Here is a 12,513-nt window from a genome sequence, read left to right on the forward strand (position 1 = left end):
AAAAGCAAGAGAGAAGAGCGAAAAACACACCGGTTCGCTCTTCTCTCTTTGTTCTTTTTCTTTCTTGGGAAACTGACGGATATTATTTTTCCGGATTTCTGCCGGTTTGCTTAACCAGTTCTCTGATTTTCTCATTCAGGCTTTCGGCTTTCATGAGCTGTTCCAGTGTCAGATGCATCCGGTAACGCCAGTAGTGACGGGGATTGGCAGGGACATTGATCCGTTCTTCCTGCACGTTCGGGTTGCGCCATCTTCCGTCCATCGACAACCAATCTTGTAGTGACAGAATGCAAAGGATGGAGTTACTGTAGAGGTGGTTGCGGACCACTTCTTCACACAGTTCCGGTGTTGCTACGGCAGGGGCGGCACCATAATGCCCCAGCATCTGATTGTAGTAACGTTGAGTCTGTTGATAATCCTCTTCCCACCATCCGCGTAAAGTCGACATGTCATGGGTAGAGAATGTGCAAACCGAGCGATACGGGTATTCGTTCAGGCGACCGAACTCTTCAGCCGGGTTCTTGGGCATCCGCTGGATTTCGAGACTCAGAATGCGTAGGTCGTTCATCACCCATGCCACGCAATCCGGTATCATTCCCAAATCTTCACCACATACCAGCATGCGGGTCGACTGAGTCAGTTGTGGCAGTTTCTTCATGGCTTGTTGTTGCCAGAAGTCATTATGGCGATGATAATAATACTGATCGTAAAGTCGGTTGAATGCTGCTTTCTCCCAATCGTTCAGGGCACGGTAGATGAAGTCGTGCTGTACTCCGATACGCGGATGAAAGAGGTTCGTGTCCTTACGGTCGGGCACAAACAGTACGTCACTTATCAAGGCGTACAATCCGTCTCTGATCCATATGCTGTCTTCATCGTTCTTGCCGGCAAAGAAAGCTTCCACTTTGCGTTGAGTGTCGAACTCCGGACGCATGCGGTACACTTCGTACGTGTCGGTCGGCTCAATAAAGGTTTGTTTGACGTAGTCGGTGTGAGGACCAAACACTTGTCCGAGGAAGTACTCGTGGATATAAGGTGTCAGGAACTCTTCGCGGAAAGGTAGTCCGTAGCTTTCTATCTCTTCACGACTCATGGGCAGTGCGGGAACAAACTGCCCCAGTAATCCATGCACGGCATTCATCGGGATTTCCCAAATGCGGAAAAATCCCAGAATATGGTCGATGCGGTAAGCGTCGAAATACTCGGCCATCTTTTGGAAACGTTTCATCCACCATTTATAGCCGTCCTTTTCCATTACGTCCCAATTGTAGGTGGGGAAACCCCAGTTCTGCCCGTTGACAGAAAAATCATCGGGTGGGGCACCGGCCTGTCCGTTGAGATTGAAATAATAGGGCTCTGTCCAGGCTTCCACACTGTTGCGGCTGATGCCGATAGGGATATCTCCCTTTAGTACCACTCCGTGCTCGCGGGCATAAGTGGTTGCTTCCAGCAGTTGTAAGTGGAGGTTGAACTGTATATAGAAATAGATGGCGATATTGGGGTAGACTTCCGTACCGGGACGGCAAAGCTCTTCAATCTCTTGTGCATTATATTCCGAATATTTAGGCCATTCGCGGAAGTTTGGTGTCCGGTATACGTCACGCAGATAACTGAAGGCAGCATAGGGTTGCAGCCATTCTTTGTTGGCCTCAAAGAAATCACGGAAGGCTTTCGAAGCCAATACTTTTTCTCCTTCTTGCTTGAATAGCTGATGGAAATATTCCCATTTTCCCCGGTTCACTGCTTCGTAGTCGATGGCAGAAAGTGAATTCAACTCTTTCTGTTTTTGGTTGAAAGCGGTAGCGACTTCTTTATCTTTCAGGGTACCCATCTGTTTAAGGTCGGCATACATCGGGTGGAAAGCATAGATGGAAATACTATTGTAAGGATAGGAATCTGTCCATGTATGGGTCATGGTGGTGTCATTGATCGGTAGGATCTGTACCACTTTCTGGTTGGTACTGACTGCCCAGTCCACCATTCGTTTCAGGTCCCCAAAGTCTCCTACACCGAAACTTTTCTCCGATTTGAGTGAAAATACGGGGACGGCCACTCCTGCACCTTTCCAGGCCGGAACGTCAAAGTAGACATATCGGTCGGAAATAACCAGTGTTTCGTTTGCTTTAATCTCGGGGGCAGCCATGTAACGGTTAGGATTGTTTTCCCAAGCTTCAGCTTTCTTCTCTTCCTTATTATATAATACAAATTTGTACTCTAATGGAAATTCCAGTTTAGATGCATCCAATTCGGCTTGCCATTCCGGAAAGTTGATGTCGCTCATAGGCCATGCTTTGTCCGGGTTCCAGTTGCCAAGGGCTTTCTGATTGTCACAGATGGCCAGACAGTAGTTGCCGTTGATGCGCGGAGCATAAGCCTTGATCATCAATCCTTTTTTGTAGCTTTTGGGGGCTGTACTCCGGTCGCGGTGTGCCAGAAGCGATTCGGTGAATGCCGAACTGTAGAAATACTGTTGCTCCGGAAGGTTCTTCCAGCAATCATTGATGCGCATACTTTTTTTGTTATCCGCAGGCAGGTAGACACGCCGGGGGAAAGAGTTCCATTCCGTACGGATGATCTTGTTGTCGCGATAAATGTGATAACTGTATTCTACCACTCCTTTTGCCGGTAATTGAATAGCTATTTCATTGCTCCAATGGATACCGTCTACTGTGATGAGGGAGATAGCTTTATCCGGATCATTGTTTCCAAGTTCGGGTACAGAACCTAATATTCTGACTTCTTCTCCCCAACTTGTGCGATACTCGATATGAAATGATACTATCATATATATTAGATTTAATTTTTGACTAATGATTTTGCAAGTATAGAAATATTCTACGTATGTCGTATCTCTACTCTCGTCGAACTACTTTAAAATAGTATGCAAACGTTTGTGCTATTTATGTTATTAAACATTGAAAGGAGCCAAGAGGCTCCTTTCAACGCTTTTGCTTATATATTAATCATTTACAGGTTTGTTTTTTATCCGCATCTGGATGCGCCGCAAGTGGTACAGATGAGGCAACCTTCCTGATAAACCAATGTCTCATTTCCGCAGTTCGGGCACTTCTTGCCTTTGGCTTCCGTTCCGTCCTGCACATATTTCTTCAGTGCACGTTCTACACCATTTTTCCAGGTATTGATGTTTTCGCTGTCCAATTGCAGTGAACCTACCAGTTTGATGACCTGCTCGATCGGCATTCTCCAGCGGAGCACACCTGAGATCAGTTTGGCATAGTTCCAATATTCTTTGTTGAACTTCTCGGACAGACCTTCGATTGTCATTTTGTATCCGCGTTTGTTTTCAAACTGGAAGTCGTAACGTTTGTTTCCGTTCTCATCGACATTCTTGATGATGCGTCCGGTGTTTACACTTTTCGGAATAATAATTCCTTCGTCGTCGTCCTGCAGACCGGTGAATATTTCGTAAGGTCTGCCGTCGAGCAGGCCGACCAAGGCTACCCATTTCTCTTTATTGTTCTGGAAACGCACAACATCAGCTTCAAGTATCGGCGGACGTACTTCGACTACCGTTGGCGGCTTACAAGGAGGAAGCTCTTCTTTCTTGTCTTTGTCGGACTTCGCAGAGATAAGCACTCCTGAACGGGAACCGTCACGGTAAACCGTACAGCCTTTACAACCGGACTTCCATGCTTCGACATACAGGCGGTTCACCAGTTCCTCGTCTACATCGTTCGGCAGGTTAATGGTCACACTGATGGAGTGGTCCACCCATTTCTGGATTTTGCCTTGCATACGGACTTTCATTAACCAGTCTACGTCGTTTGAAGTGGCTTTATAATAAGGAGACTTGGCCACCAGTTCATCCACCTCTTCCTGAGTATATCGTTTGGCGGGATCGTAACCATTCGCTTCCATCCAGGTTACGAATTTGTGGTGGAACACGATGTATTCTTCAAAAGCGTCTCCGGTTTCGTCTACAAAGTCAACGCGTACGTTGGTGTCATTCGGGTTCACTTTTCTTCTGCGTTTATATACCGGAAGGAATACAGGCTCGATACCTGAGGTTGTCTGAGTCATCAGACTGGTTGTTCCGGTAGGAGCGATGGTCAGACACGCAATATTACGGCGACCATATTTCTTCATGTCTTCATACAATGCCGGATCAGCTTCGCGCAAGCGGTTGATGAACGGGTTGTTCTTTTCTCTTTCCGTATCGTATACATCGAATGCACCACGCTCTTTGGCCATATCTACCGATGAACGGTAAGCACCCAGTGCTACGGCTTTGTGTACTTTCTCGGAGAAATCTGTTGCTTCTTCTGTTCCATAACGCATTCCGAGTGCGGCGAGCATATCGCCTTCGGCAGTGATACCGACACCGGTACGTCTTCCCTGACCACTCTTCTTATAAATCTTTTCCCACAAACCGCGTTCAGTGTGTTTCACTTCTTCGTTTTCCGGATCCAGATCTATCTTCTCCATGATGCGTTCTATCTTTTCCAATTCCAGATCGATGATATCATCCATGATGCGCTGAGCCAGTGCTACATGTTTATGGAAGAGGTCAAAGTCAAAGTAGGCATCTTTGGTGAACGGATTGACTACGTATGAATATAGATTGATGGCCAACAGTCGGCAAGAATCGTAGGGGCATAACGGAATTTCACCACAAGGATTTGTCGAAACCGTTTTATATCCCAAATCTGCATAACAGTCGGGCACTGATTCACGGATAATGGTATCCCAGAACAATACGCCCGGTTCAGCCGATTTCCATGCATTATGCACAATCTTCTTCCACAAGTTGGAAGCATCGATCTCTTTCACCGTAGTGGGATGGTCAGAGTCAATGGGGTATTGTTGGGTATACTTTCTGCCTTCTACAGCTGCTGCCATGAATGCATCATCCAGCTTTACTGAAACATTGGCACCTGTAACCTTGCCTTCTGTCATTTTTGCATCAATGAATGCTTCGGAATCCGGATGCTTGATCGATACACTGAGCATCAACGCACCGCGGCGTCCGTCTTGGGCAACTTCACGTGTAGAATTAGAATAACGTTCCATGAATGGGACCAGCCCGGTAGAAGTCAGGGCTGAGTTTTTCACAGGAGAACCTTTGGGACGGATATGGGAGAGGTCATGACCTACACCTCCGCGTCTTTTCATTAGTTGCACCTGCTCTTCATCTATTTTGATGATAGCTCCGTATGAATCGGCAGAACCATCAATACCAATCACAAAGCAATTGGAAAGTGAAGCAACTTGATAATCGTTACCGATACCTGTCATCGGACTGCCTTGCGGCACGATATACTTAAAATGGTCAAAAAGCTCAAACAGCTGTTCGGAGCTTAGTGCGTTTGGGTACTTTGCCTCGATGCGGGCCACTTCGTTAGCAAGTCTCCAATGCATGTCCTTCGGTGATTTCTCGTAAATATTTCCGAAAGAGTCTTTTACTGCGTATTTGTTTACCCAAACTCGCGCAGCAAGTTCATCGCCCTGAAAATATCGTAAAGATTCTTCGTAGGCTTCCTCGTAAGAGTAAATTTGCTTTTCCACGATGCAATGTGTCTTAGATATCATTATTAATAAGTAAATATGTAGAAGCTTACTTATCATTAACAAACGTGCCTGCAAAGCTATGAATGTTTTTTGGTATATCAAAATAAAAACGAGATAATTTATTAACCGGTACTAAGTTATCCGTTTATAAATGATAAGCAATTGATAAACAAATGAATGATGGTTTTGTTCAGTGCCTGAAGTTTTCCAAAAAGAAAATTAATCTAAATTGGAAATGAGATAGAATGATTATTCTTTTTATATCTTTGCAGAAAAAAGATATGATGGATACAGTTAAGAACAGAAGAACTATCCGCAAATATCAGCAAAAAGATATTACGTCGGATTTGTTAAATGATTTGCTTGAAACTTCATTTCGTGCTTCTACGATGGGCGGAATGCAGCTTTATAGTGTGGTTGTCACTCGTGATGCCGAGAAAAAAGAAATACTTTCTCCGGCTCATTTTAACCAGCCGATGATAAAGTCTGCGCCGGTGGTGTTGACATTTTGCGCAGATTTCCGTCGTTTCTGCAAATATTGTCAGGAAAGGAATGCGGAACCGGGATATGATAATTTAATGTCTTTTTTGAATGCGGCTATGGATACTTTATTGGTTGCACAAACCTTTTGTACGCTTGCCGAAGAGGCCGGACTGGGTATTTGTTATTTGGGTACTACTACTTACAATCCTCAAATGATAATTGATGCTTTACACTTGCCGGAACTGGTATTTCCCATTACTACTGTAACAGTGGGATATCCGGCGGAATCTCCTAAACAAGTAGATCGTCTGCCTATAGAAGGTATCATACATGAAGAGAGTTATCACGATTATACAGCCGAAGATATAAACCGGCTGTATGCTTATAAGGAGTCCTTACCAGAGAATAAGCAGTTTATAGAGGAGAATCATAAGGAGACTTTGGCTCAAGTGTTTACAGATGTTCGTTATACAAAGAAGGATAATGAATTTATGTCTGAAAATCTGTTGAAAGTACTTCGCCAACAAGGCTTTATGAATGATGGGCAATAACTGGCGGTGATTAATAAACAGCGAACGATGAACAGCTTGCATGATTGGTTGCAAATGTTCATCGTTCACTGTTTATCGTTCACTGTTTATATTTCTTTTCTTTAGTAAAGTTTCTATGTTTTCCAGATCGGACCGGAAGCTTTTATCAACTTCGCACTGGCCTTTTACTGTTTTGCATGCATGTAAAACGGTAGCATGATCTTTATTTCCAATAAATTTTCCGATTTTAGAAGTTGAGAAGTCGGTATGTGTCTTGGCTAAATACATAGCCACCTGGCGTGCCTGTACGACTTCTCTTTTTCTTGATTTGGTATGGATGGCAGATGATTCCAGATCAAAGTGTTTGCAAACTACATTGATGATATCATCGATGGTGACAGCTTTTGTCTCACAACGAACGACTTTGCGGACAATACGTTGTGCCAGATCCAAATCGATTTCTTTGTTGTAAATAGTAGAGTGGGCCATGATGGAAATAACGATACCTTCCAGATCACGCACGCTTTCATTTACATTTTCGGCGATATAGTCAATCACTTCCGAAGGGAATTGTAATCCATCCCGATGAATTTTATTTCTTAAAATATTTTTTCTCAGTTCTACGGTCGGTTTCTCCAGTTCGGCTACCATTCCCCATTTGAATCGGGTTAGTAAGCGCTCTTCCATGCCTTGCAGTAATACGGGAGCACGGTCGGAAGTTAATATCAGCTGTTTGCCGTTTTGGTGTAGGTGATTGAAGATATGGAAGAAAGTGTTTTGTGTTTTGGTGACACCTGCAAATTCTTGAATATCATCAATAATTAATACATCAATTGTTTGGTAGAAGTTGATGAAGTCATTCGTTGTATTGTTACGCACAGAGTCAGTGTATTGTACTTGAAACAAGTGTGCTGAAACATATAGCACTCTTTTATCCGGATACAACTCTTTGATACGGGTACCAATGGCATTGGCCAAATGGGTTTTTCCTACTCCCGATGCACCATGGAGAAACAGCGGATTGAAGACTGTTTTTGCCGGATTCTCAGCTACAGCTTCGGCAACACTTCTTGAAAGCTTATTACTGTATCCTTCAATAAAGGTCTCAAAATTATAGTTCGGATTTAGATGTGGGTCAAGGTCCTGAACGGCCGGTGCCCGCAACAACCCCGGAGCTTTCCTTTCATCAATGCGGGGAAGTCCGGACTGGGGAATAGCCGTAGAGCGGGTAGTAGACTCCTGATTCACGGTTGCCCCTGAACTTTTGTCTACCAGCACGTTGTACATCAACTTGGTGCCGTCTCCTATAACCTTATATAATGTCTTACGTAGCAAGTCCACAAATTTATCTTCCAGAAATTCATAGAAAAACTGGCTGGGAACTTGTACGATCAACGTTTTGTCCTCATATTTTAAAGGAACAATGGGAACAAACCATGTTTTGTATGTCGACTCAGGAACATTGTCTCTAATAATTTCAAGACAGCGGTTCCATAGGCCGACATGACTCGATTCACTCATAGCGGCTGTAATACATTTATTAATTAAGCAAAACTTCTACGATTGCAAAATTGGGAATCTTATTCGAGAAAAACAAATCTCCTTTTTCTTGTATTTCTCACTGAAAGAATAATGTGTTTACTTTCAATGACTTATCCCTTCCCCATAAAATACTTCTCATAGGAAGCTATTGCTTTTTTATAACTACTTGTTAGTTAATCAATTATCAGAGAAATTTCCACGTACTGTTTTTGAACCTGATAAGCTGTACAGATATCCTTTCTGTCTATGGATAGACTTTTGAAGGATTTCATCCTGTCCTTGTTTTGTGGGCTCTTATTTAGATAAATTCTATTTAAGAGGTTTCACCTACTTATCTTTTTTGCCAAACAGAGAGAAGTGGACATATCGTTTGGGATGTTCCTTCAGGTCTTCAAGCAAACTTGCTGCATTGATGGTAGTTTGGTTCAGGTTATTGTATAATTGTGGATCGTTTAGCAGCAAACCAACGGTATTGTCTTTGCTGTTAAGCTTTTCTGTAAGCATTTTTACGTTACTAAGGGTTGCGTCTATTTTTTTGAACGTAGTGGCATAATCAATCTCTTTCAGATTGCCACTGATTACGACAAAATTATCTCCGATGGTATTCAGCTTCCCTGTTAATTGTGGAATGTCATTATTCATCAATACTTTCAGCTGGCGGCTGGTAACTTCCAGATTGGCCGTCGTCTTTTCAATAGAATGTAGAGTTGCCGGAATACTTTGATCCGTCATAATCGTGTTCAGTGAAGTTAGGATGGAATCTAATTTAGGTAGCATCTTTTCTACAGCAGGCATCATAGCTGCTACTTTTTCCATCATTCCGTTGTTCAGCGTTCCGGGAATTGTATCACCTACCATATAACGTTCGCGCGGATTATTAGCCAATAAGATATTCATTCTTACTCCTCCCATCAGTTCGGGCACCAATTCGGCAGAGCTTCCTTTCGGTATGCGAAGATCAGTGTCTACTTCTACTTCCACGATGACATTTTCCGGTTGGTTGTAATCATAGGCAATATCACGGACAATGCCTACGCGGACACCATCAGCGAATACCGGACTCGATTGTGCCAGGCCGTTTACATTATGGAATTTCACATAAAAATAGCTGGCAGGCTTAAACATATTAATGCCCTTCAGATAGTTAATTCCGAAGACAAGTAAGCACAAGGCCGCAATACCTGCTATTCCTATTCTGACTTCTTTCGTAATGAGTTTCATGTTTTGTTATTTAGTCTTTTTATTTATTTCTTCTTTTCTTAAATTCGGCTATAGCCTCATTGATATTCATTTTCTCTCCGTTGCGGAATGCAATGATGAAAGCATCCTTAAATAATGGAGTCACCGTATTACGGCGCGTCCGCAGCACTTTGTTGTAATCAGGAGATGCCCCGTAAGTGTATTTGTATATTCCTCCTTCTTTATAGTAATCTACGTCTTTCAATCCCTTCAGTCGTTTGTCATTTTTGGCCAATGGACGTGAGGAAGTAAGTATTTGTATCTTAAACGTAATTTCGGAGTCGTTTGTTGTGCTTTCTGCAATAATTGGACGTTGAGTTTTCGCTTCTGCGATTAACTCTTTGGGGCGTGAAGAGTTTTTAGGTCTTTCTGCTGCTTTTTCTTGTGTACTCTCTGTCTGTGCAATTACAGGTGCTTCTGTAGTTTCTTCGTCATCATTTGGCAAAATGGTACGACTGGCACCGGTCAAACGGATTTCGTGTTCTCTTTTATAGGCCAGAAATGCCCGATAGATTCCTTTTGCTAAAGTAGTGGTTCCTTCGTCCGTATTCAGATAGCGTTCCTCTTCAGGAGTGGAAATGAAACCAAGTTCAACGAGAATACTCGGCATGGCACTGGCCTTTAATACCAGAAACCCGGCTTGATGTACACCACGGTCTATCCGTTTGCAATGATGACGAAACTGTTTTTGTACCAGAGATGCCAGATGTACACTCTGCTCCATGTACTTATCTTGCATGAATTCGAAAATGATATATGATTCTGCCGAATTTGGGTTGAACCCTGCGTAGCGGGTTTTATAATCATCCTCATATAGGATTACAGAGTTTTCCCGTTTGGCAACTTCCAGGTTGGCATCCGATTTGGCCAGACCTAATGTCCAGGTAGAAGCACCTTTGGCTGTCCGGTTATTGGCTAAAGCATTGGTGTGGATTGAAATAAATAGATCGGCTTTGGCATTATTGGCAATTTCGGCACGGCGATCCAGTGGTATAAAAACATCTTTGCTGCGGGTATATACTACTTTTACGTCGTTACAGTTTTGCTTAATCTGATTGCCCAATTTTAATGCTACCTTCAGATTGATATTTTTTTCTTTAGATATCTTTCCGATGGCTCCGGGATCATGACCGCCATGTCCGGCGTCAATAACGACAACAAAATCTTTTGCCCAGGCACTACCGACGTTTAGTGGAGAAACGAGTAGCCAAAGGCAAATCAGTATATATAATATGTGTGGTCTACGTAGTTCCATATAAAAATAATGTGCAAATGTAGCAGAATTTTGTTGAAAACTCACTATTTAGTGTTAAGTTTTGAGTTTTTTACCTTACTTTGCACTCTAAATTTAAATGATATAACGATGCTGAAGTTCTTGAAAAATTGGACGCTTCCGGTAGCGATGTTGTTAGGTGCCATTGGTTATCCTGTATTTATCAGCCTTTCTTTTTTGACTCCGATACTGATTTTCACTATGTTACTGCTTACTTTTTGTAAAGTATCTCCTTGTGACCTGAAGCCTAAGCCCTTACATTTGTGGCTTTTGTTGATCCAGATATTCGGTTCATTGGCAGTTTATCTTCTTCTTTATCGTTTTAATAAAATTGTAGCGGAGGGAGCAATGGTTTGTGTTATTTGTCCTACAGCTACGGCAGCGGCGGTCATTACTTCTAAATTGGGTGGAAGTGCCGCCAGCCTGACTACTTATACATTGATTGCAAATATTGGGGCGGCTGTTGCAGTTCCTATTTTCTTTCCGTTGATAGAGGCAAATCCGGATATTAGTTTTATAGGTGCGTTTCTGGTTATTTTGAGTAAAGTTTTTCCATTGTTGATTTGTCCTTTTCTGGTGGCCTGGTTTTTGCAGAGGTTCATTCCGAAGGTTCATCGGGTATTGTTAAGTTATCACGAATTAGCATTTTATTTATGGGGTATTTCTCTTGCCATCGTAACGGCGCAAACTCTCTATTCGCTAATTAATGATCCGGCGGACGGACTGACAGAAATCACGATTGCAGTAGTCGCTTTGATAACTTGTTGTTTGCAATTCTTTTTAGGGAAAACCTTGGGTAGTGTCTACAATGACCGAATAAGTGGAGGACAAGCTTTGGGACAGAAGAATACGATTCTTGCCATTTGGATGGCTCATACTTATCTGAATCCACTTTCGGCTGTGGGGCCGGGGAGTTATGTTTTGTGGCAAAACATTATTAATAGCTGGCAGTTGTGGAAAAAGAGAAAGAGTGAGATAAAATATAGGATGTAAGATGCCGATTTGAAGTTGTTGGAGCTTGTTTGTCCCTTTGGTTTTTCCTTTTTCCTACTTATTACTGGGTTACTATACTGGCGATGTTGCCAGAAAATAAATAAGGATGTAATTATGAATATTGTTTCATTGCGAAAAAATCCTCAATATTTAGAGGAAGCGATTGCTTATTTTCAAAGTAAATGGGCTGACGAAGACAGTAAAATGGTCTATGACAACTGTTTTAGGACCTGTGTGGTGTCAGAATCTCCCTTACCACAGTTCTATCTTCTGATGGATAACGAAGAAATAATAGGTTGTGCCGGACTTGCAACAAATGATTTTAATTCACGAATGGATTTGTATCCGTGGCTGGTTGCCTTATTCATAGAGGAACGATATAGAGGACATAATTATGGAAGATTATTAATCGAAACCGTAGAAAAAGATACCCGACAATTGGGGTTTGGGAATTTATATTTGTGTACAAAGCATATAGGCTATTACGAACATTTCTGTTTTAATTATATAGGAGATTGCTATCATCCGTGGGGGGAGCATACACGAGTTTACCAAAAACATATCACTTTCTCAGCTGATCTTTAGAGATACTTCTGGCATTTACACGTTTGCCACAAGTTTAGTATATTCCTTTGTTTATATAGCAAACTAAACCTTACTTCTATTGGAGCCAAAATATCTGTGGTAGTAAAAAGAAAAACAATCTTTTTCTTTTTACCAGCTTTATTTTTATAGTTGGCTACCTTTTGTTACCTTTGTGTATCAGGCTCATTATTCGGTGAATATTTTTGTTTTCTTACTATCTTATTACCCCGTTATTAATTATAAGAGTATATTTAGTTTGGTATATCTATAGCCGGTATAATGTACAGTGGAGATAAAGAATTTAAAGTGCCCTCTATCCGGTGGGACGGAACTATAAAA

At 42.2% G+C, this 12,513-nt stretch carries 8 protein-coding genes; 3 read left to right on the top strand and 5 right to left on the bottom strand.

Annotated features, from left to right (window positions below):
• Positions 1–82: 82 nt before the first annotated feature.
• Both FDF36_RS10705 and FDF36_RS10710 read right to left on the bottom strand, forming a co-directional pair.
• The gene (locus FDF36_RS10705) at positions 83–2,785 is read right to left on the bottom strand and encodes a 4-alpha-glucanotransferase (RefSeq protein ID WP_220391323.1); all 2,703 of its coding nucleotides are present in this window, start codon (positions 2,783–2,785) and stop codon (positions 83–85) included.
• A gap of 197 nt (positions 2,786–2,982) precedes the next feature.
• Positions 2,983–5,526 (bottom strand): adenosylcobalamin-dependent ribonucleoside-diphosphate reductase, encoded by a 2,544-nt coding sequence (locus FDF36_RS10710; RefSeq protein WP_220391324.1) that lies wholly within the window; start codon positions 5,524–5,526, stop codon positions 2,983–2,985.
• Between the two features lie 248 nt (positions 5,527–5,774).
• Here FDF36_RS10710 and FDF36_RS10715 point away from each other — a divergent pair, with 248 nt between their 5' ends.
• Positions 5,775–6,563: an NADPH-dependent oxidoreductase gene (locus tag FDF36_RS10715; protein WP_005808456.1), complete on the top strand. Its 789-nt coding sequence runs from the start codon at positions 5,775–5,777 to the stop codon at positions 6,561–6,563.
• A 72-nt stretch (positions 6,564–6,635) separates the two neighbouring features.
• Here FDF36_RS10715 and dnaA read toward each other — a convergent pair whose 3' ends face one another.
• From dnaA to FDF36_RS10730, 3 genes are all read right to left on the bottom strand, one after another.
• The gene (gene dnaA, locus FDF36_RS10720; protein ID WP_005821814.1) at positions 6,636–8,063 is read right to left on the bottom strand and encodes a chromosomal replication initiator protein DnaA; all 1,428 of its coding nucleotides are present in this window, start codon (positions 8,061–8,063) and stop codon (positions 6,636–6,638) included.
• Positions 8,064–8,411: 348 nt separating this feature from the next.
• On the bottom strand, positions 8,412–9,305 hold the full coding sequence (locus tag FDF36_RS10725) for an MlaD family protein (protein ID WP_005821812.1): 894 nt from the start codon (positions 9,303–9,305) through the stop codon (positions 8,412–8,414).
• 19 nt (positions 9,306–9,324) lie between these two features.
• Entirely contained in the window at positions 9,325–10,578 is a 1,254-nt protein-coding gene (locus FDF36_RS10730; protein ID WP_032537574.1) for an N-acetylmuramoyl-L-alanine amidase family protein, read from the bottom strand.
• Positions 10,579–10,686: 108 nt separating this feature from the next.
• On the opposite strand from FDF36_RS10730, the gene FDF36_RS10735 reads away from it, so the two are divergent.
• Complete coding sequence (locus FDF36_RS10735) at positions 10,687–11,589, top strand: transporter (protein WP_220391325.1); 903 nt, start codon at positions 10,687–10,689, stop codon at positions 11,587–11,589.
• Between the two features lie 114 nt (positions 11,590–11,703).
• Entirely contained in the window at positions 11,704–12,174 is a 471-nt protein-coding gene (locus FDF36_RS10740) for a GNAT family N-acetyltransferase (protein WP_220391326.1), read from the top strand.
• The last annotated feature ends 339 nt before the right edge of the window (positions 12,175–12,513 follow it).

It is taken from the genome of Bacteroides fragilis (genome assembly GCF_019583405.1).
Lineage (GTDB): Bacteria > Bacteroidota > Bacteroidia > Bacteroidales > Bacteroidaceae > Bacteroides > Bacteroides fragilis_B.

Coding starts and splice junctions, on each gene's coding strand:
- FDF36_RS10715 (WP_005808456.1), top strand. CDS start 5,775: ATGATTATTCTTTTTATATCTTTGCAGAAAAAAGATATGATGGATACA.
- FDF36_RS10725 (WP_005821812.1), bottom strand. CDS start 9,305: ATGAAACTCATTACGAAAGAAGTCAGAATAGGAATAGCAGGTATTGCG.
- FDF36_RS10740 (WP_220391326.1), top strand. CDS start 11,704: ATGAATATTGTTTCATTGCGAAAAAATCCTCAATATTTAGAGGAAGCG.
- FDF36_RS10730 (WP_032537574.1), bottom strand. CDS start 10,578: ATGGAACTACGTAGACCACACATATTATATATACTGATTTGCCTTTGG.
- dnaA (WP_005821814.1), bottom strand. CDS start 8,063: ATGAGTGAATCGAGTCATGTCGGCCTATGGAACCGCTGTCTTGAAATT.
- FDF36_RS10735 (WP_220391325.1), top strand. CDS start 10,687: ATGCTGAAGTTCTTGAAAAATTGGACGCTTCCGGTAGCGATGTTGTTA.
- FDF36_RS10705 (WP_220391323.1), bottom strand. CDS start 2,785: ATGATAGTATCATTTCATATCGAGTATCGCACAAGTTGGGGAGAAGAA.